This window comes from Microbacterium testaceum (assembly GCF_020781835.1).
GTDB lineage: Bacteria > Actinomycetota > Actinomycetes > Actinomycetales > Microbacteriaceae > Microbacterium > Microbacterium testaceum_H.
This window is the reverse complement of record NZ_JAJGNJ010000003.1, coordinates 226,604-245,882: the sequence shown is the minus strand read 5'-3', so window position 1 is coordinate 245,882 and position 19,279 is coordinate 226,604. Positions and strand designations below refer to the sequence as shown.

Here is a 19,279-nt window from a genome sequence, read left to right as displayed (position 1 = left end):
GTGTCGGAGGCTCGTGCTTCACTTCCTCCGTGCCCACCGACGATCGGGTCGCCCTCGCGGACGATCCGGAGAAAGAGGTGTCCGGCATGAGTGAAGACGACGTCCGTCCCCGTCATTCGAACGGGCGCTGCGCGTTCGCGTGGTGCACGACGCTCCACGGAGAGACGACGCACCCCGATGACGAGGATCACCGCAGTGCGGGGGCGGGATTCAGTGCGCGCCTGCGAGGTGTCGACGAGAGCGGTCGGGGCGCCGCGGTCGATGTGGAGGTGGGGATCCTGCGGCGCCGGGACGACACGGAGAACTGGCTCGTCATCGAGGTGGGAGGAGGCGGACTGGCTCTGAGTGCCGAGGGCGCCCGAGAACTGCGGCGCGCGCTCGCCGACGATCCGCAGATCCGAGAAGCTCTGCGGCCCTGAAGACGCGGTCGATTCCGACGAAGAGTCTTTCACCCCGAACCGGCACCGCGCGCGCCCATCGCCGGGCGCACGCGTGTCGGCGGGAAGGCGATGGACTGACGGGAACGGTCCTTCGTCCCCGCCCGTCCATCGAGAGGTCCCTGTGAGCCCATCGGCACCCGTCCGCGTCCTCATCGTGTGCACCGCGAACGTGATCCGATCGCCCTTCGTGGAGCACCTGCTCCGTGAGCGTGTCTCGGCCGGAGCGCCGGAACTGATCATCGACAGTGCCGGATCCGCCGCGCGTCCCGGCCGTCCGGTCGAACCGGAGGCGATCGCCATCGGGCACCGGTATGGCCTCGACCTCGGCCGTCACCGCTCACGCCGCCTCGATGAATCCCTGCTCGAGCCCGGAACCACTGTCCTGTGCGCGGCGGCCGTCCATCGGCGGGTCGTCCTCGACATGCGTCCGGATCTTCTGGACTCGACCTTCACCCTGCGCGAGTTCGCGCGTCTGCTGGCTGAGGAGGATCAGGCCGACGCGCACGGGAGTTGGGCCGCGCTGGTCGACTCGGCGGCCCACCGGCGGACTCGGCTCCGCCGGCGGGCCGCGGAGGACGATGATCTGGTCGATCCCGTGGGGCAGTCCGCTGCGGTGTGGGCGGACTTCGAACGGTGCGCGGTGGACGCAGTGGAGGTCATTGCCGCCCGCGCCGGGGCTCTCTTCCGAGATCGCAGCCCGCAGGTCGGCCCGGGAGTGGTCCCGATGACCCGCCGCGCGCGGCGAGGGGCGAGCCGGGTCTTCCCCGGCGGCGTGCAGCCATGAGCGTTGCCACGCCTCGCTACGGCGTCGAGGCACGCGGCGACGTCCTTGACCCGGGCCTCGGAGCGATCAGAGGATGAGCGCCCCGCTCAGACTGGGCGAAGAAGGGGCGTCGAGCACGCGTCCCTCTTCGCTGTCGGCGCGGGCGATGATGCGGCCGAGACTGATCCCGGCCGCGAGTGCGGTGACGATCCAAGCGACGATACCGACGACGATGGCGGTGACGACGACGACCATGGGACTTCTCCTTCGGAGTCCGGCGGTGCACAAAGAGTATGTGCTCGTCACTGTAGTGGTCATTCGGACATCGCAGAGGGACTCCCGCGCCGTGGCGTGATGCGGTATATCAGTGCCGTCGGCCAAAGGTGCGCCGGACGACACGGAGCAGCCCGAGGAAACCGAAGAGCCCGATCACCGCGCCCAGGATCGCGAACAACGTCACCGATCCCCCCAGCACGGGCCCGCCCCCGGCCACGATCAGCACCACGGCGATCACGACCGCCGCGATCGACACCAGGGTGGTGGCGATCTCGGAGGTGATCCGGCTCAGGATGCCACTGGTGTCGGTTCCGTCGTCGGAACGGAGCGTGATGCCGATCGATCCCCGCTCGATGCCCGTGAGCAGGGCCTCGAGTCGCTGCGGCATCCGCTGAAGACGCGCGAGCGAGATCACGGCACCCGCCTGCAGATCGGTGGCGGCCCGGCCGAGCGAGATCGTGCGACGGAGCAGAGTCGGCATGAGGGGGAGAGCGCGGCCGACCATGTCGAAGTCGTCCACGATCACGCGGAGACATCCTTCCAGTGTCGCGAAGCTGCGCAGCGCCGACGCCAGCTCGCCCGGGAGGGCGATCCTGTGCTGCCGGATGACGTCGACGATCCGCGTGAAGATCGACCCCTGGCCGACGCTTCGCACGTGCTCCGCCGTGAGCACGATGCCGACGTCGTGACGGAAGGCATCCAGATCCACGTCGTCCGGGGCGTCGACGATGAGCAACAGCGCGTCCGTCGCGGCGACGTCGTTCTCGCTGAGCGCGGCGAGGAGGAAGGCCGTCATGTGCTGCCGACGGCTGCGTTCGATGATCCCGACCGCACCGAAGTCGATCAGCCCGAGGGTGCCGTCGCTCGTGAGCAGCACGTTGCCCGGGTGGAGGTCGGCATGGAACACGCCGTAGACCAGGATCTGCTCGATGACCGTCGTCATCAGCACCTCCGCGAGGCGATCCCGCTCCTGCGCGGTCATCGCCGCCAGGCGGTCGGCGGAGTCGCTGAGCGCCGCTCCGTCCACCATCTCCATCGTGAGCACCCGCGTGCCGGACGCCAGGGGAAAAGCTGCGGGCACGGTCACGAGTCCCCGCCGCGCGGGATCGGTCGCGTCGATGCGCTCGACGGTGGCGCGGATCATCTCGGTGTTGCGCGCCTCCACGCGATAGTCCAGCTCTTCGAGCAGCGTGCTGGTGAAGCCGCGGGCGACGGACTCGATGCGCAGGTCGCGCCCGACGCGGGTGCGCGCCTCGGCGCGATGGGCGAGGCGGCCGATGATGTCGGCATCCGCCTCGACCTGCGCGCGTGCGGCGGGGCGCTGCACCTTGACCACGACACGACTGCCGTCGTGCAGGACCGCCCGGTGCACCTGGGCGACCGACGCGGCGGCGAGCGGGTGAGGATCGACCTCGGCGAAGATCTCGTCGACCGGGCGTCCCAGGTCGCTCTCGATGACCTCGCGCGCAGTCTCCCAGGGGAGAGTCGTGGCGTTGGTCTGCAGTGAGGCGAGAGCGCTCAGGTAGGGCTCCGGAATGAGATCGCGGCGTGTCGAGAGCACCTGACCGAGCTTGACGAAACTCACACCGGCGTCGTTGATGGTGGCCACGATGGCGCGGGCCCGCTCCTCGGATGTGCTCAACTGCTGCTCGACGCGCGAGTGTCCGCCATGGAAGAGCCAGCCCACGCCGTGACGCGAGGCGATCGCGAGGATCTCGAGGTATCGACGGGTGCGCTTGCGCTGGCGGAGGGCTGCGCGGATCACGTCGATCGGGTTGGGAAGCGGGCGGGTCGGGAAGATCGCCTCACTCGCCACGAGAGCGGCGACTCCCAGGGCGAACACCCAGCTGATCGACAGGGCGATGAGCCCGACCCACAGCCAGACGTCCTCTTCGCCCCCGGGTGTGGCCCCATCCGGCATGCCGGTCTGTCGCAGTACCCAGCCGGCGACGGGAACGCCGAGGAAGAACACCAGCAGACCGATCACGATGCTGCGCGGCCACCCCACCGCCGTCCCGAGGATCTGACGGGCGACGAAGCCCACGAGGACCGCGCAGATGATCGCGAGAACGGCGATGAGCAGGGTGACGAGCACGGGGTCAGCGTAGCCGCCGGGTCACGCGATGCGAACGAGCTGGCATCCCGGGCACCCCCACACGGCCGAGCCGCCACGTCGTCGCGGCTCCAGCGTGTGGAGGCATCGAAGGCAGCGGGGTGGGAACCCGCTCGTCGCTCCGTCGTCCGGGGGCGGTGCGGGCGCGGCGTTCGCAGGGGGGAGGCCGGGGGAGGGGATCATGGCGTGCCCTTCTGTCGAGGGCATTTTTACATGCGCATGCCGCGGTGCGCAGAAACCGTCCACAGGGGTCCGCCGCCCCGACGGGGCGGGGGAGGAGGCGAACACCTCCTCGGCCCCGCCGCGCTCCACTCAGTCGAGGCGCCTCCGGTCATGCGCGAGCTTCGCGCGCAGGCTCGAGTGCACCGAGATGTAGGTGCGGAAGCCCTGCCCCGTCAATGTCGCGAGATTCGTCACGAGCGTGTCGACGTGCTCGGCGATCTGCCGGGGGGAGGTGTTCTGACGCGGCGTGACGCTGACGTGGAGAACCGTCTCCTTGCGCACCTCGTTGGAGGCGATGCGGGCGGCGAGGAGCTCGTCGCGCTCGTCGAGCGAGTTCTTCAGTGCCGCCGAGGCGAATCCGTCGGTCAGCGTGATGCGACCCACATCGCTCTCGGTCCCTGTGGACTGCAGGGGGACGCGGTGCGTGCCCCGCACTGCGCTCACGGCGACGAGCACGAGCACGAGCGCGACGACCGCGAGCGCGGCGACGGCGCCGATGCCGAGCGAGGGCTGTGCGATCTCGTCTGCCCAGGCGCGGATGCCGTCGGCGGCCTGCGTCCAGAGATCCGCCGCGCCGGGCACGGCAGCGACCGCGATGAGCAGTGCCCCCAGGGCGAGCAGGACGAGGCCGACGACGATCAGCACGGTGCGGTTGAGCGCTCGATTGGTGTTCCTCATCGGGGGTCCTCTCTTCCGGCGTCGCGCGGTCGATCGACTCGGATCCGGGTGCGCACCGAGGGGCTGAGGCGGTACGACGCGACCTCGTCCTCGACGATCTGTCGCAGTCTCTCCGCCTCCACGGGGACGCCGACGGGCGGCCGGACCGTCACGTCGACAGCGCGGTGCGCGACGCCCACCACGACGTTCTCCCGCGCGATCCCCGACGCCGTGCTCACGTGCTGGGCGAGCGCGGAGGCCACGACGCCGTTGTCGACGACGACGGCCCGGTCGCCCCAGGCCATCTCATGCCGGGACAGGCGACCGGGAGACACCCCGACGGCGAACACGACGAGACCGACGAGAGCGATCACGGCGCCGGCGGCGATCAGGCCCGTCGGAGCGACGGTCATCGGAAGCGCCGCCAGGGCCTCCACGGCGGCCGCGGGAGCGACCAGGAGCGGTTGCCGGCCCGTCAGCGCGAGAACGATCTCGACGGCGGCATACACCGCCGCGAGGATCAGCAGCACCACGACCAGGAGCATCGCCCCTGTGCGCGGCGAGTGCGTCTCCCGACGCACGACGGTGCGGAGAACGGAATCGGTCATCTCACCCTCCTTCTTTTCGGAATCGTGGCGCCCACGATGGTGAGGTCCACGCGGGAGACCTCGCGCCCGAACAGACGCGTGAGGCGCGTACGGAGGTCCTGCTGGATGCCGTGCGCCGCCTCCACAACGGGGATGGCGGCCCGGACGGCCTCGGTGTCGTCGAGGCGGGGGACGGGGAACGGCGATCGGATGCGTACGACGACCGAGCCGATCGAGGCGGCGATGTCGACGGAGACCTCCGCACGGGCGACCCCGATCGCCTCGGCCGCCGCCTGCTCCGCCGCCTTCCGGTAGACGCGGTCGGCGACGTCGACGCGGCCGCCGGTGCGCACCGCGACCCCGCCCCCCGGGGCGGCGGCCACCCCGGGAAGCGCGGTGGTCACGACGTGCTCCGACCCGAGAATGCGTTGGCGATGCTGCGGATGTCGATCTGGCCGGAGGCGATCCGACCGACGATCGCGCCGATCGCCATGAACAGGGCGACCAGGAGGAAGCCCCAGAAGCCGAAGATCAGTGCGGCGACGGCCAGGACGAGGCCGATGAGGGCACCGGTGAGCGTCGGGTTCATGACACGCGAGAGGGGGTCGAGTCGTCGTCATCGTCACCCGGGATGTGGATGTCGTTGACGTCGACGTTTACCTCGACGACCTCGAGGCCGACGAGACCGCTGATGGCACCGGCGACGCGCGTACGCACCTGATCGGCCACCTCCTGGATGGGGGCGGGGTACTCCACCACGATCGTGACGTCGGCAGCGGCCTGCGTCTCGCCGACCTCGACCTTGACGCCCTGCGTCAGGTCGGTGGCGTTGATCGCGTCGCGGATCGCGCCGAAGGCCCGGGCCCCGCCACCGCCGAGCGCGTACACGCCGGGAACCTCGCGCGCGGCGATGCCGGCGACCTTGGCCACGACCGAATCGGCGATGGTGGTCTTGCCCGCGGTCTCGGACGAGGGGCTCCCGGAACCCGGGAACGCGCGGTCCACGCGCGAGCCCTGCGTTGCGGCGAGGGGCGCCGCAGGCTTGTCTTGGCTAGCCATCGGAGTGTCCTTTCAGTACGTTCTGCGCCGGGACATCCCGGCGCAGCGGTGTTCGCGTACTGATGAGACGTAGCGGGGAGCGGATTCGTCACGCGGCGAGCGAAGAAATCCGGACCGCGCCCTCGAATGCCGAGCGCCCCGGCAGTGGTGCCGGGGCGCTCGGGGGTGGCGGGGGGCAGAGGTCAGGGGCGACCCATGCCGTAGTAGGTCCAGCCGGCGGAGCGCCAGGCGTTGGCATCCAGGCAGTTGCGTCCGTCGATCACCACGCGGCCCGCGGTCAGCTCGGCGGCGTGGGCCGGGTCGAGATCGCGACGGTACTCGTCCCACTCGGTGACGACGATGACGGCGTCCGCGTCGCGCAGAGCTTCGTCACGGTCCTCGATGTAGGTCAGCTGGGGGTGGATGCGACGGGCGTTCTCGATCGCGGCGGGGTCGGTCAGCGTGACGTCGGCGCCCAGACCGTGGAGGCGCACGGCCACGTCGAGAGCGGGGGAGTCGCGGATGTCGTCGCTGTGCGGCTTGAAGGCCGCGCCGAGAACGGCCACCTTCTTCTCGAACACCGAGCCTCCCAGCGCCTGGACGGTGAGTTCGACAGCCCGGTCGCGACGGCGGAGGTTGATCGCGTCGATCTCTCGCAGGAATGCCACCGACTCGCCGCGTCCGAGTTCCTCGGCCCGCGCGGAGAACGCACGGATGTCCTTGGGGAGGCAGCCGCCACCGAACCCGATGCCGGCGCCGAGGAATCGGCGACCGATGCGCGCATCGTGGCCGATGGCGTCGGCGAGCGTCGTGACGTCGGCACCGGTGACCTCGGCGATCTCGGCCATGGCGTTGATGAAGCTGATCTTCGTCGCCAGGAACGCGTTCGCCGAGACCTTCACCAATTCAGCGGTGGCGTAGTCGGTGATGATGAACGGCGTGCCCTTGGCGATGGACGGGTGATACACCTCGCGCAGGACGTCGGCGGTGCGCGCGCCCTCCTCGGTCGGTGCACCATCCGCGCTCGGCACCCCCGCGACGAGGCGGTCGGGGTCGACGGTGTCCTGAACGGCCCACCCCTCGCGGAGGAACTCGGGGTTCCAGACCAGGGTGGCGCCGCGCTCGGTCACGCGGGGGGCGAGGGATTCCGCGGTGCCCACCGGCACGGTCGACTTGCCCGCGACGATGTCCCCCTCGGAGAGGTAGGGGAGCAGGCCGTCCACGGCCGCGTGCACGTAGGTGAGGTCGGCGGCGTATCCACCCGGCTGCTGCGGCGTGCCGACACCGATGAAGTGCACCTTGGCGCCCTGCGCGGCCGACATGTCGGTCGTGAACGACAGACGACCGGAGGCGATGCCCTCGGTGAGGATCTCCTGGAGTCCGGGTTCGAAGAAGGGCGCCTCGCCCTTCGAGAGCGAGGCGACCTTCCGCTCATCGACGTCGATACCGACGACCTCGTGCCCGATCGAGGCCATCGCCGCCGCATGGACGGCTCCCAAGTATCCACAACCAATTACAGAAAGACGCACGGGTCTCCTCCAGCTCTGTTTCCAGACAGCACGCGAATGTCGCGCCGTCGACCCGCACGGGAGCGCGGGGAGTTCACGCGGCCGTCTCGCCCGGCGCCAGGGCGGCGCGGGCGGTCTTGCCCAAGATGACGAAGTCGCCGACGAGCGTCCAGTTCTCCACGTACGACAGGTCCAGGCGCACGGACTCCTCCCACGAGAGCGACGAGCGCCCACTGACCTGCCACAGTCCGGTGATGCCTGGTTTCGCAAGGAATCGACGGTGCACGTGGTCAGCGTAGAGGGCGACTTCCGACGGCAGCGGCGGACGAGGGCCGACGAGCGACATCGATCCGCCGATGACGTTGAACAGCTGCGGGAGCTCGTCCAGACTGAACTTGCGCATGATCCGACCGATGGGGGTGACCCGCGGGTCGTTCTTCATCTTGAAGAGCACCTCGTTGCCGGCATCCCGCTCTTGCTTCGCGAGCTGCTCGAGCAGGTCTTCGGCGTTGACGACCATCGAGCGGAACTTGATCATGGTGAACTCGCGGCCGCGGAAGCCCACGCGCTTCTGTCGGAAGAAGACCGGTCCCTCGCTGGAGAGGCGCACGGCGATGGCGAGGAAGGCCAGGAGCGGGCTCAGGAGGATCACACCGGCGATGCTGGCGACGAGGTCCACGGTGCGCTTGAGGAACACCTGTCCGCGCGAGAACCGGGGAGTCTCGACGTGGATGAGGGGGAGCCCCGCGACGGGGCGTGTGTGCAGCCGCGGTCCGGCGATGTCGATGATGCTCGGAGCGAGAACGAGATGCTGCCGGCCGGCCTCCAGGCTCCAGGAGATCTGCTTGACCTTGTCCGCGGGCAACTCGTCGGCACTCGTGACGGCGACGGTGTCCGCTCCCGTGGCCTGCAGCGCCCGGGAGATGTCGCCGACGTGCCCCATCACCGGGATGTCCGTCCCGGGGATGGTGTCTGCGACCTTGCCGCTGGGAACGCACGCTCCCACGACCCGGTAACCGGCGTTGGGATTGCGGGCGAACTCCCGCGCGACCTGGGTCACCGAGGCGAGCGAACCCACGAGCAGCACGCTGGCGGAGTACTTCCCGCGCGAGCGCTGGACGATGAGCCACTGGCGCCAGAGCCACCGCGTGAAGATGAGGACGAGGATGCCGCCCGGCAGGCTGATCAGCAGGTATCCACGGGCGACGTCGATCTGGGTGAGGAAGGCGATGATGGCGATCGTGCCGAAGAGTCGGAAGCTGGAATCGATGACGCGGATGTATTCCTGCGAGCCCGTGCCCAGCACTCGGTCGCTGCGCGAATCGATGAACGACAGTGCCCACATCCACGCGATGATGAGGCCCGCCGAGAAGACCCAGTAGGAGAGGTCGGTGATGCGGTTGTCGCGGCTCGCCGCGACCGCGGCGTTACCGGTGCCGAACCACGCTAGCTGCGTGCCGTAGACGACCCAGATCAGCGAGGCGAGGTCGGTGAGGATGAGGTTGCGGCGGTAGCGCTGGCGCCAGCGGTCGCGTCTCGGAGGGGAGGCCTCGGGTGCACGATCCGCGGCGTGGTCGCGGGGCGGTTTCGTCGCCATCGTCGCTTCGTCGATCTCGGCGACGGCGCCCTGCGACGTCGATGTCGCGTCGACCTGCAGGTCAGACGTCACAGTGCGTAGGCCCCTTTCTCCGATGGTCGGATCGTGGTTCTCCTGCTGAACGATAACAGCCTGAACTCACCCCGTGAATCACCCGTGTATGAACGAGATGTTTCCTGACCGGTGAGTCTGGTCACCCCCATTTTCCCCACATAACCGCGTGTCCCCCGGCTGGGGGACATCCTCGGAGCCGCCTTTCCTGACAGGCCCTCACATCCCCTGATCGATGTCAAGTGGAAGGTGCTGCGTGGCTTCGTGGTGTAACCGTGACGCCGCCGTTAGACTCGGCAGCGGTCTTCGGCGCCCGGAAGTCGATGACCGCGACACCGGGGGGATCGCCGATGACACGCGTGGACCGGTCGACCCCGTTGCGCGCCCGACTCGGTGCAGGAGCGCTCATCGCGGCGCTGGCCGTCGTGCTCCTCGTCGGCGGGTCGATCGTGGTGTCGGGCGCTCTGGGGGTCTGGCCCGTCGGAGCCGCGACCCGCGACGCCGCCCCCCTCGCATCGGGCCGACCCACCGCCGCTCCCACGTTCGCACCGATTCCGCGGCTCGCGCCCGCGGTGACCACACCCCCGCCGACGGTTGCGCCCGCACCGATGGTGTCGCTCTCGCCCGCCGCGCAGCCGTGTGAGAGTGACACCCTCCTCACCGTCTGGGCCCACCCGGACGACGACATCATCTTCGGTAATCCGGCCATCTCGGGTGCCCTCTCCGCCGGGCAGTGCGTTCGTACCGCATTCCTGACCTCGGGCGATGCGGGCAAGGGCCTCACGTACACCCGCTCGCGCGAGCTCGGCATCCTGCGGGCCTACAACCACATGCGCGGCGCCGACGGACTATGGGACTCCACCGTGGTGACGCTGGACGCGGGGCTGCGGGTCGAGCGTCTGACCCCACAGGGGGACCCGCGCGTCTCGATCATGTTCGTCCGTCTTCCGGACGGGAACATCACCGACGGCGGGTTCGACGCCACGGGCCACGCGACGCTGAGCAAGCTGATCGACGGGGGGATCGGCGCTCTCGCTCCCATCGACGGCGGACCAGCCGTAGACCGGGCGCAGCTGTCGGCGGCCCTGACGGAGATCGCCTCCGCCCTGCAGCCGGCGCGCACGCTCACCCATGTGCCCCGCGGCAGCGCCTTTGCCGCCGGCGACCACCCCGACCATTCCGCGGTCGGCACGCTGGTGCGCGATGCCATCGGGCAGCAGGGGCCGGCGGCCGCCGGCATCCGGTACGTCGTGGGCTATCCCTCGCAGGATCTCCCCCGCACCCTGGACGGAGCGGTGCTGGATGCCAAAGTCGACACCTATCGCATCTACGCGCAGCAGGACGAGGTGGTCCGCTGTGCGGACCGCGCCGCCTGTCTGAAGACACGTAAGTTCGGCGAGTGGCTGCGCAGGTCGTATCTGCTCAGCGAGGCCGAGCTCCGCCTGTCCTGACCGCGCGTCCGGCCGGGGCCGCCCCGTCAGTGCTGGAAGGTCCCGTGGACGATCGCGCGGCCGAGCGTCTGGAACGCCAGCGCGAACGACACCGCGGCGGGGGTCGCGGCGGCATCCACGCCGAGGCTCTCGGCGCCGACCGCGTGCACGACGAAGAAGTAGCGGTGCGGCTGGTCGCCCTCCGGCGGCGCCGCGCCGAGGAAACCTGCCTCCCCGGCGTCGTTGCGGACGTGGAACGCGCCTTCGGGGAGGTCGCCCGCGGCGAACCCCGCGGGGATCTCGCGCAGATCGGCCGGCAGGTCGACGAGAACCCAGTGCCAGAACCCGCTCGGCGTGGGAGCGTCGGGGTCGAAACAGGTGATGGTGAAGGACGACGTGCCCTCCGGCGGGTTCGACCAGGTCAGATGCGGGGAGGTGTTGCCGCGGGAGGCGACCTGGTCGTCCTTCAACGGCTGCGCGTCGGTGACGTCGTCGCTGGTGACGTCGAAGGACGCGACCGCCGGAAGGAGCGGGTACGGGTCGGGACTCTGGGGGCGGGTCAGATCAACCATGACGGCACCCTAGGAGGTCGTGGCCGTGGCGAGCGCGGGCTTGCATCCGCACCGGGAGGTGGGTAGCCGTCGATTCTCGGGGATCGACGACGTCGGCCTCCGTACGAGGGGCCGTCGGCGGAAGCGTTCTCCCCCGACCGGCGCCTCTGGGCCCCGCCGCTCGGTGGGGGCTGGTGTGGTCTACCCGATTCGCGCCCGTCCGCGCGATAGCGTCGTACCGTCACGCCGAGCGCCGACGACCCGAACCCGTCGCTGCGCTCGGCTGGGGGGACACAGGACGGAGCCACGGTGCGGGAAGACGAGCTTTCTGGGGCGGAGGGCGAGGAACGCGCGGCAGAGCGCGCAGCTCGCCGTGTCCGTGTGACGCGTCGCGGACTGCTCATCGGCGGTCTCGCGCTGGCCGCACTCGGGGGCGGTGCGCTGTTCGTTCGTCAGCTGCGCCACAGCGGCGGCCCTGTGGGGGCGTGGATGCCTCTCCGCCCGATCGCCGCGCCGGCGCCGCCGGCGACGCTGTCGCCCGCCGTCGAGGCGCCGGGACTGGACACGTGCATGACGATCTGGGCGCACGCCGACGACGACATCATCTTCGCCAACCCGGAACTGGGTGAGGGGATCGCCGCCGGCGCCACCGTGCGGGCGGTGTACGTCACGGCGGGCGACGCCGGGAAGGGCCTCGACTACGCCCTCGAGCGGGAAGCCGGCATCCGCGCCGCCTACGACCTCATGCGCGGAGCAACCGGAGAGTGGGACGAACGACAACTCACCCTTCTCAGCGGTGCGAGGGTCACGCGGTTCGTCCCGGCCGACGAGCCGCGGCTGTCGATCACCGTCCTCCGCCTGCCGGACGGCGGTCTCGACGGCAAGGGCTTCCTCGCCACGGGCGGGGCGGGACTCACACAGCTCATCAACGGCGAGGTCGACGTCCTCGCGCCGGTCGACGGCGGACCGGTCTACGACCTTCCGCGCTTGACGGCGACGCTCGCCGAGCTTCTTTCCGCTGCCGAGCCGCGCCGCGTGAGCACCAACGTGCCCCATGAAAGCGCCTTCGCCCGCGGCGATCACCCCGACCACTCGTGCGTCGGTTCGCTCGTGCGCGCTTCGGCGCCGGTCGTCGGTCTCGCACCCGAGGCGATGTCGTACTACCTCGGATATCCGTCGCAGGACCAGCCCGTCAACGTCACGGGCACGGCACTGGATGCCAAGGTCGAGGTGTACCGCACGTACGCGGCCGACGATCCGGTCGTCCGGTGCGCCGAGGCGTCCACCTGCCTGGCGCAGCCGGGTTTCGGCGAGTGGCTGCGACGGACCTATCCCATGAACGAGGCGGAGCTGCGCCTGTCCTGAGCGCTGCTCAGCGTTCCGGTTCGCGTCGCGGAAGCGACACGGAGAGGCGGAAACCTCCGCCGGACCGGCTCGCCGCGTCGAGGCTTCCCCCCAGCAGCTCGGCGCGCTCCCGCAGTCCCCGCAGGCCCGCGCCTCCGGACGGCAAGGGAAGGGCGGCCGTCGTCGGGGCGTCGTTGTCGACCACGACCTGGATGCTCGCGGTCGTCGTGCGCACGCTGACCCGTACGGGAGCGCCGGGCGCGTGCTTGCGGGCGTTGGTCAACCCTTCCTGCACCGTGCGGTACACGGCGCGTTCCAGCGGCGGCGCGAGGTCGGAGGTGATATCGGTGACGAGTTCGGCGGAAATGCCGCTGTCCGCGACGAGGCGCGCGAGGTCGTCCAGGGTCGGCTGCGGCTTGTCCCCGCCGGTCGGTGCGCCTTCGGCCCGCAGGACGCCGACCATCTGCCGCAGCTCATCGAGGGTGCGTACAGCGAGGGAGCGGATGACGCCCGCCGCCCTGCGCGCGTCCGGGTCGGTGGAGGCGACCTGCAGGGCGCCGGCCTGGACGGCGATGAGACTCACCTGGTGCGAGACGACATCGTGCATCTCGCGCGAGAGACGAGCGCGCTCCCGGCGCAGCACGTCCTGCTCGTCCCGCAGGCGTTCGACAGCGCGGGCGGCCGAGAGCTCCGCCACACGGTCGCTGAGCTCCGTCCGGGTCCGCACGAGCGCGCCGAGGGCGATCGGCGTGGCGGCGTACATCAGGGCGTACAGCAGCGAGGGCGCGAGGTAGTCCAGCTCAGGCAGCTGCCAATCCGGCAGGAGGAAGCAGGCGAAGGTCACCGCTCCCGCGGCGAGCACGGGCGGGAGGCGACGTTCCCGCACCGCGACGGAGTACAGCGCGATCGGGGCGGCGATCGTCATGGCATCCACGACCAGTCCGGGCAGGACGAGCACGAACGCGACCCAGGGCAGGCGCCGTCGCACGAGGAGTCCGGCGACGGCGACCGCGGCGAGCGCGATCTCGAAGGGTGTCCAGCCCGGGAGCAGCACGACGACGTCGATGACGGCCGCGGCCGCCAGAGCGAGATCGGTGACGACCGCGAACCACCGGCTCCGCGTGAGGGGCGTCAGACGATGACGGGAGCGGGCGGTCACCGTCGGTCGCCACCTCGACGGGCGCGCTCCGCGATGAGGGCGGCTTCCAGGCGCGAGGACACCGACAGCTTCGCGAGGATCGCGCTGACGTGGTCTTTCACGGTCGCTCCGCTGAGGTGGAGGCGTTTGCCGATCTCGGCGTTCGACTCGCCCGTCGGCAGGTGGTCCAGGACATCGCGCTCGCGCTCGGTGAGAAGCGCGATGCGCTCCACGGCGTCCGGGTCGGGTGCCCCGACGTACCCCTCGACCAGCGTGCGGGAGACCTGGGGCGAAAGGACGACCCCGCCGGCGGCGAGCGAGCGCACCATGGCGGCGAGGTGCTGCGGCGGCGTGTCCTTGACGAGAAAGCCGGAGGCGCCGTCTTGCAGCGCGCGGGCGATGTGTTCGTCGGTGTCGAAGGTCGTGAGGATGCCGACGACCGGGCGCCCCGGATCGTCGCGGATGTCGGCGAGCACGTCCAGTCCACTGCGTCCCGGCATCCGGATGTCGAGGAGTACGACGTCCGGCCGTTCGCGGCGGATGGTCTCGACGGCCTGGTCGCCGTCGACGGCGGCGACCACTTCGATGTCGTCGGCGGCGCCGAGGATGAGTTCGAAGCCCGAACGGACGAGGGCCTCGTCGTCGACGACTACCACGCGGATCACGAGTGTCACCCTACGACGGGCCGGCCGGCGCCGCCCGGGGGGAGCACGGAAGGGGGCGCCGGACCACCGGCGCCGCCCCTGCGTGACGGCTCAGTCGTCGGAGACGGTGACGGTGACGTCGATGTTGCCGCGCGTGGCGTTGGAGTACGGGCAGACCTGGTGAGCCTCGTCGGCGAGTTGCTGCGCCTGCTCGTGGTCGATCCCGGGCAGGACGACCTCGAGCAGCACGGCGAGCTGGTAGCCGCCCTGACCGTTCGAGCCGATCTGCACGCGACCGCCCACCGAGGAGTCCTCCAGCTTCACTTTGTGGCCTCGAGCGACCGCGTGGAGGGCGCTGTGGAAGCACGCGGCGTAGCCCGCGGCGAAGAGCTGCTCGGGGTTGGTTCCGTTGCCCGACCCGCCCATCTCCTGGGGGACGGCGACATCGAGGTCGAGCTGGTCGCCGGCGACGACGTGGCCGTTGCGGCCTTCACCGGTGGAGAGTGCTTCGGCGGTGTAGAGGACGTCCATGGGATGGTTCCTTTCTTTCGGACGGGGGAGTGCCGTCGGGGTGGCGGAGGAGTCGGACGGATGCCGAGTCGGGTACCCGAGGGCGGGTGGTGCGCGCGGGGATCAGGGCGCAGGCGTGTATGCAGCGGTCCGGTCGAGGACGGTCTGTGGCTGGTCGCGCAGGTCGCGCATGGCGACGGTCAGCTGCTGCAGGGCGTTGATCAGCTCGCGGGCGCTCTCGGCATCGGTGAGGCCCGATCCGACGGCGATGCAACGCGGTATGTGAGCGAGCTCGTCGCGCATCTCGCGTCCGCGGGGGGTGAGTGAGACCGTCACCACGCGCTCGTCATCGGCGCGGCGCGTTCGGGTGACGTAGCCGGCGGACTCCATGCGGGCGAGCATCGGCGAGAGCGTCCCCGAATCGAGCTGAAGAGCATCCCCGAGTCCGCTCACGGTCTGGTCTCCGTCGTTCCAGAGGGTCACGAGAGCGAGGTACTGCGGGTAGGTGAGGTCCCACGGATCCAGCAGCACCCGGTACGCCTGGGTGGTCGTGCGGCTCGCGGCGTAGAGGGCGAAGCAGACGAGGGAGTCGACGGCGGACATGAGAAAAGAATTGCACACAACTTAGTTGTGCACAATAAGAATCTCACCCAGCCGGAGAAGTCAACCCCTGCACTCGATCCGCGTTCCCGCTCACCATGGGTCGCATGATCCCCCGCAGCGACGCGAGCGCCGTCTCTCCGTCGGGCTTCCTCGCCGACGGAGACCGCGACGTCCTCGCCATCAACGGACACCAGTTCGACCTCGGGATGCCGAGCACCCCGGGCCTGATCGAGCCCGCCTGACGCGCGCCGCTTCAGCCCCCGGCGCGCACGACCGTGCCGTCGGAGACCGCGACGGCTATCGTCGTGCCGTCCGTGAATTCCACCCGCCAGGCGGCGTCGTCGCCGCGCGCGAGATCGACCTCGGACACGTCCCCGCCGCCACCGTGCGCGGCCGCAGCGATGCGGATCCCGTCGGCCAGCGTCGTCGATGCTGCATCCAGCGCCGTGCGATCGTCCGCATCCAGGTCGCCGTCGTCGTGCCGCTCCGTCACGGTGGGCCCGGCGAGCTCGACGTCCACCTCCGTATCGCGACCATCGACGGCGACGTGCACCTGGGCCGTCCCGTCCTCGATCTCCACGTCGAAGGCTCGCCCGCCGGCATCCGACTCCGCCCGGATCACGGCGGCGATCACGGTCTCGTAGGCGCGGTCGTCGGACCCGCCCGCTCCGACCGAAGGGACGCACGCGGTGAGGGCGAGGGAGAGTCCGAGGGTCGAGAGCCCGCCGGTGAGAGCGCGAAGGGATGCCATGGCGCGAGGCTATCGACGGCGAGGCGCCGCGTCGGAGTCGTTGCGCGCGAGCGGTCGATATGCCAGGCCCGTCTGCGCCTACTATCAACTCGGGCGCGCCGCGTCAACCGCGGGTGGACGCCCAGGTGGGCGTCGAAGCATGACGGGCATGAGCGAGATCACCGCACACCACGGACTGCTGACCGACGTCGACCTTCACGTCGACGACACCGGCGGGGCCGGTCGCCCCGTCGTCCTCATTCATGGCTGGCCCCTCTCGGGAGAGTCGTGGGCCCACCAGGTACCGGCCCTCCAGGGAGCCGGCTACCGCGTCGTGACCTATGACCGGCGCGGATTCGGCCGCAGCGACAAGCCGCGTTCCGGCTACGACTACGACACCTTCGCCGACGACCTGCACGCCGTGCTGGAGGCGCTCGACCTGCGGGATGCCACGCTCGTGGGCTTCTCGATGGGCGGGGGCGAGGTCGCGCGCTACCTCACGCGCCACGGAGCCGGTCGCGTCCACAGCGTCGTCTTCGCGGCGGCCGTCCCGCCGTACCTCGCCCACACCGAGGACAATCCCGAAGGCCCGCTGGACCAGGCGACCGCCGACGAGATGGAAAAGGGCCTGAAAGGCGACCAGAAGGCGTTCTACCACCAGTTCACGACCGACTTCTTCTCCGTGGACGGGGCTCTCGCGGTGCCCGCCGCCGAGCAGGCCGAGGCGGAGCGTCTGGCGAACCAGGCGGACCATCACGCCGCACTCACGGCGATGGAGGCGTTCGGCACGACGGACTTCCGCGACGACCTGAGGAACGTCACCGTTCCGGCCCTCGTCATCCACGGCGACAGCGATGCGACGGTGCCCTTCGAGGGATCCGGCAAGCGCACTCACGAGGCCATCCCGGGCAGTGAGTTGCACGTGGTCAACGGCGCGCCGCACGGCGTCAACGTCAGCCACGCCGACGAGTTCAACCGCGTGCTGGTGGACTTCCTGCAGCGCTGATCCCGTCGATCGGCGTCCTCGATCTCGCCCGCGATCAGCGCAGGACGCCTCACCCGCCCCCGGCATCCCGTGCCGGGGGCGTCGTCACGAGCGGGTGAACGACTGTGTCCTGTCGGGTGGAGGGCGATGTGACCCGGCCGCGCGTCGTCCACGGCACGGCGCGTGGTGCGTCGGCCGGGCCCTACGGTCAGAGCATGCCCGAGCCGATCGATGCGATCCCCTCGCTCGCTCGCTCTCGCCGACGCCCCCGCGGGTGGAGGGAGGGCGGGTCCACCGTCGTGCGCTGGAACCTCGAGGTCTTCGGCTGGTCGATCCTCTCGCTCGGAATCGGTGTGCTCGCCGCCCGCCTCGGGGCGATCCTCCTTCCGCCGGCCGCGGCGGGCCTCGCGTGCCAGGCGGTGCTGTGGGCGGCCTTCGTCGCTCCCGCCGCATGGGCCTTCGGCCGTTCGCGCCCGCGGGGCCTCCTCCGGTTCCGCTGGGTCGATCCGGTGATCGGCCTCGTGTGGGGGATCGCGCTGCGTCTTGTGCAGGGTGCGCTGGCCACCGCGGCGGGGGAGTCGGTATGGCCCTCTCCGGTCGCGCCCTCTTCGGTGCCCTTCCTCGTCGAGGCGGTGGCCGCCACGATCGCGGCGCCCGCCGTCGAGGAGCTGTACTTCCGCGGTGTGCTGCTCGTGGCCGTGTACACGGTGGTCCGTCGGGTCAGTGGCCGTGCGGCGGCATCCCTCTCTTCGCTCGTGGTCTCATCGGTGCTGTTCGTCGCCGCGCATGCGCTGGTCGCGCCCGTGACCACCGCGGGCTCGGCGTCTCTCGCGCTGGTGGGTGCTGTCGCGGCGACGTGCGTTCTCACGACCGGGCGGCTCTGGCCCGCGGTCCTGCTGCACGCCGTCTACAACCTCACGGGGGTCGCGGTGGTGGTGGCGGCCTCCGTCGTGGTGTGACCCGGGCGTGCGCGTTTGGTCGTGGCATCCGGATGCCGTAAGCTAACTCTTTGGTGCCCGCCTCACTGCGAGCGGGTGACCCGAACGTGAGCCCTCCACCGGCCCAGTTGCCCGGTCATCGACCGGAGAACCGACCACCGGAGCGGGATTCACGAACTCCTCCGTTCGATCAAGAAAGCAGCACTACTGTGACGCGCACTTTCACCCCCAAGGCCGCTGAGGTCACGCGCGAGTGGGTCGTTATCGACGCCACCGACGTCGTCCTCGGCCGTCTGGCCTCGCACGCGGCGGCCCTCCTCCGCGGCAAGCACAAGGCGACCTTCGCCAACCACATCGACTCGGGCGACTTCGTCATCGTGATCAACGCCGACAAGGTCGCGCTCACGGGCCAGAAGCTCCAGAAGAAGATGGCCTACCGCCACTCGGGTTACCCGGGCGGCCTCAAGGCCGTCAGCTACGAGGAACTCCTCGAGAAGAACCCCGTCCGCGCGGTCGAGAAGGCCGTCCGCGGCATGCTGCCCAAGAACAGCCTCGGCGCGGCGCAGCTCAAGAAGCTCAAGGTCTACCGCGGCGCCGAGCACCCCCACGGTGCCCAGCAGCCCACCGCGTACACCTTCGACCAGGTCGCCCAGTAAGCGCCGCCGGATAAGGACGAAACAGTGTCGAACATCGACCCCACCAACTACAGCACCGAGACGCCGGCCGAGCAGTCCGTCGTCGCGACCGAGCGTCCCGTTCTCTCGGTCCCCGGCGCAGCCGTCGGCCGTCGCAAGCAGGCCATCGCCCGCGTGCGTCTGGTCCCCGGCTCCGGCACGATCACGGTCAACGGCCGCACGATCGAGGACTACTTCCCCAACAAGCTCCACCAGCAGCTCATCAACGACCCGTTCACGGTCCTCGAGCTCGCCGGCGCCTACGACGTCATCGCGCGCATCTCCGGCGGCGGCCCCTCGGGTCAGGCCGGCGCGCTGCGCCTGGGCATCGCCCGTGCGCTCAACGAGATCGACGCCGAGAACAACCGTCCGGGTCTGAAGAAGGCCGGCTTCCTCTCGCGCGACGCGCGCGTGAAGGAGCGCAAGAAGGCCGGTCTCAAGAAGGCCCGCAAGGCGCCTCAGTACTCCAAGCGCTGAGTT

24 protein-coding genes are annotated in these 19,279 nt (G+C 70.3%); 9 read left to right on the top strand and 15 right to left on the bottom strand.

Translation table 11 applies throughout. The annotated features are described in order from the left end of the window. The first annotated feature begins 29 nt into the window (after window positions 1-29). Both LL239_RS06025 and LL239_RS06020 read left to right on the top strand, forming a co-directional pair. Complete coding sequence (locus LL239_RS06025) at window positions 30-419, top strand: hypothetical protein (protein WP_228162550.1); 390 nt, start codon at window positions 30-32, stop codon at window positions 417-419. A gap of 142 nt (window positions 420-561) precedes the next feature. After that, window positions 562-1,224 (top strand): arsenate reductase/protein-tyrosine-phosphatase family protein, encoded by a 663-nt coding sequence (locus LL239_RS06020; protein WP_228162549.1) that lies wholly within the window; start codon window positions 562-564, stop codon window positions 1,222-1,224. A 66-nt stretch (window positions 1,225-1,290) separates the two neighbouring features. On the opposite strand, the gene LL239_RS06015 is transcribed toward LL239_RS06020, so the two are convergent. The 9 genes from LL239_RS06015 to LL239_RS05975 form a co-directional block, all read right to left on the bottom strand. After that, entirely contained in the window at window positions 1,291-1,458 is a 168-nt protein-coding gene (locus LL239_RS06015; RefSeq protein WP_228162548.1) for a hypothetical protein, read from the bottom strand. Window positions 1,459-1,567: 109 nt separating this feature from the next. Next, on the bottom strand, window positions 1,568-3,574 hold the full coding sequence (locus tag LL239_RS06010; protein WP_228162547.1) for an ABC1 kinase family protein: 2,007 nt from the start codon (window positions 3,572-3,574) through the stop codon (window positions 1,568-1,570). 330 nt (window positions 3,575-3,904) lie between these two features. Continuing rightward, window positions 3,905-4,492 (bottom strand): hypothetical protein, encoded by a 588-nt coding sequence (locus tag LL239_RS06005; RefSeq protein ID WP_228162546.1) that lies wholly within the window; start codon window positions 4,490-4,492, stop codon window positions 3,905-3,907. After that, entirely contained in the window at window positions 4,489-5,079 is a 591-nt protein-coding gene (locus LL239_RS06000) for an alkaline shock response membrane anchor protein AmaP (RefSeq protein ID WP_228162545.1), read from the bottom strand. Before LL239_RS06000 ends, LL239_RS06005 begins: the two co-directional genes overlap by 4 nt. Next, window positions 5,076-5,462, bottom strand: a complete 387-nt coding sequence (locus LL239_RS05995) for a hypothetical protein (protein ID WP_228162544.1) — start codon at window positions 5,460-5,462, stop codon at window positions 5,076-5,078. Before LL239_RS05995 ends, LL239_RS06000 begins: the two co-directional genes overlap by 4 nt. Continuing rightward, the gene (locus LL239_RS05990) at window positions 5,459-5,647 is read right to left on the bottom strand and encodes a DUF2273 domain-containing protein (protein ID WP_228162543.1); all 189 of its coding nucleotides are present in this window, start codon (window positions 5,645-5,647) and stop codon (window positions 5,459-5,461) included. Before LL239_RS05990 ends, LL239_RS05995 begins: the two co-directional genes overlap by 4 nt. Then, entirely contained in the window at window positions 5,644-6,117 is a 474-nt protein-coding gene (locus LL239_RS05985) for an Asp23/Gls24 family envelope stress response protein (protein WP_228162542.1), read from the bottom strand. The genes LL239_RS05990 and LL239_RS05985 overlap by 4 nt, the downstream gene beginning before the upstream one ends. Before the next feature lie 182 nt (window positions 6,118-6,299). Next, entirely contained in the window at window positions 6,300-7,625 is a 1,326-nt protein-coding gene (locus LL239_RS05980; protein ID WP_228162541.1) for a UDP-glucose dehydrogenase family protein, read from the bottom strand. 73 nt (window positions 7,626-7,698) lie between these two features. Beyond that, a complete protein-coding gene (locus LL239_RS05975) occupies window positions 7,699-9,273 on the bottom strand; it encodes a sugar transferase (RefSeq protein ID WP_228162540.1) in 1,575 nt (524 codons plus the stop codon). A 329-nt stretch (window positions 9,274-9,602) separates the two neighbouring features. On the opposite strand from LL239_RS05975, the gene LL239_RS05970 reads away from it, so the two are divergent. Beyond that, window positions 9,603-10,703, top strand: a complete 1,101-nt coding sequence (locus tag LL239_RS05970; protein ID WP_228162539.1) for a PIG-L family deacetylase — start codon at window positions 9,603-9,605, stop codon at window positions 10,701-10,703. Between the two features lie 26 nt (window positions 10,704-10,729). Here the strand turns inward: LL239_RS05970 and LL239_RS05965 are convergent, their stop codons facing one another. After that, on the bottom strand, window positions 10,730-11,254 hold the full coding sequence (locus tag LL239_RS05965) for a YbhB/YbcL family Raf kinase inhibitor-like protein (protein WP_228162538.1): 525 nt from the start codon (window positions 11,252-11,254) through the stop codon (window positions 10,730-10,732). A gap of 288 nt (window positions 11,255-11,542) precedes the next feature. Here LL239_RS05965 and LL239_RS05960 point away from each other — a divergent pair, with 288 nt between their 5' ends. Continuing rightward, window positions 11,543-12,598: a PIG-L family deacetylase gene (locus tag LL239_RS05960; protein WP_228162537.1), complete on the top strand. Its 1,056-nt coding sequence runs from the start codon at window positions 11,543-11,545 to the stop codon at window positions 12,596-12,598. Between the two features lie 7 nt (window positions 12,599-12,605). On the opposite strand, the gene LL239_RS18010 is transcribed toward LL239_RS05960, so the two are convergent. The 4 genes from LL239_RS18010 to LL239_RS05940 form a co-directional block, all read right to left on the bottom strand. Further along, window positions 12,606-13,736 (bottom strand): sensor histidine kinase, encoded by a 1,131-nt coding sequence (locus LL239_RS18010; RefSeq protein ID WP_228162536.1) that lies wholly within the window; start codon window positions 13,734-13,736, stop codon window positions 12,606-12,608. Next, window positions 13,733-14,380 (bottom strand): response regulator, encoded by a 648-nt coding sequence (locus tag LL239_RS05950; RefSeq protein ID WP_228162535.1) that lies wholly within the window; start codon window positions 14,378-14,380, stop codon window positions 13,733-13,735. Before LL239_RS05950 ends, LL239_RS18010 begins: the two co-directional genes overlap by 4 nt. A 90-nt stretch (window positions 14,381-14,470) precedes the next feature. After that, window positions 14,471-14,890: an organic hydroperoxide resistance protein gene (locus tag LL239_RS05945; RefSeq protein WP_228162534.1), complete on the bottom strand. Its 420-nt coding sequence runs from the start codon at window positions 14,888-14,890 to the stop codon at window positions 14,471-14,473. Window positions 14,891-14,992: 102 nt separating this feature from the next. Beyond that, a complete protein-coding gene (locus tag LL239_RS05940) occupies window positions 14,993-15,472 on the bottom strand; it encodes a MarR family winged helix-turn-helix transcriptional regulator (RefSeq protein ID WP_228162533.1) in 480 nt (159 codons plus the stop codon). 104 nt (window positions 15,473-15,576) lie between these two features. Here LL239_RS05940 and LL239_RS05935 point away from each other — a divergent pair, with 104 nt between their 5' ends. Beyond that, the gene (locus tag LL239_RS05935; RefSeq protein WP_228162532.1) at window positions 15,577-15,714 is read left to right on the top strand and encodes a hypothetical protein; all 138 of its coding nucleotides are present in this window, start codon (window positions 15,577-15,579) and stop codon (window positions 15,712-15,714) included. Window positions 15,715-15,725: 11 nt separating this feature from the next. Here LL239_RS05935 and LL239_RS05930 read toward each other — a convergent pair whose 3' ends face one another. After that, window positions 15,726-16,223: a hypothetical protein gene (locus LL239_RS05930; RefSeq protein ID WP_228162531.1), complete on the bottom strand. Its 498-nt coding sequence runs from the start codon at window positions 16,221-16,223 to the stop codon at window positions 15,726-15,728. Window positions 16,224-16,371: 148 nt separating this feature from the next. On the opposite strand from LL239_RS05930, the gene LL239_RS05925 reads away from it, so the two are divergent. From LL239_RS05925 to rpsI, 4 genes are all read left to right on the top strand, one after another. Beyond that, entirely contained in the window at window positions 16,372-17,208 is an 837-nt protein-coding gene (locus LL239_RS05925; protein WP_228162530.1) for an alpha/beta fold hydrolase, read from the top strand. Between the two features lie 194 nt (window positions 17,209-17,402). Further along, window positions 17,403-18,146, top strand: coding sequence for a CPBP family glutamic-type intramembrane protease (locus LL239_RS05920; protein ID WP_228162529.1), 744 nt, complete (start codon window positions 17,403-17,405; stop codon window positions 18,144-18,146). Between the two features lie 188 nt (window positions 18,147-18,334). Beyond that, window positions 18,335-18,781 (top strand): 50S ribosomal protein L13, encoded by a 447-nt coding sequence (gene rplM, locus LL239_RS05915; RefSeq protein ID WP_022877308.1) that lies wholly within the window; start codon window positions 18,335-18,337, stop codon window positions 18,779-18,781. A gap of 24 nt (window positions 18,782-18,805) precedes the next feature. Beyond that, on the top strand, window positions 18,806-19,276 hold the full coding sequence (rpsI, locus tag LL239_RS05910; protein WP_228162528.1) for a 30S ribosomal protein S9: 471 nt from the start codon (window positions 18,806-18,808) through the stop codon (window positions 19,274-19,276). Window positions 19,277-19,279: the final 3 nt, after the last annotated feature.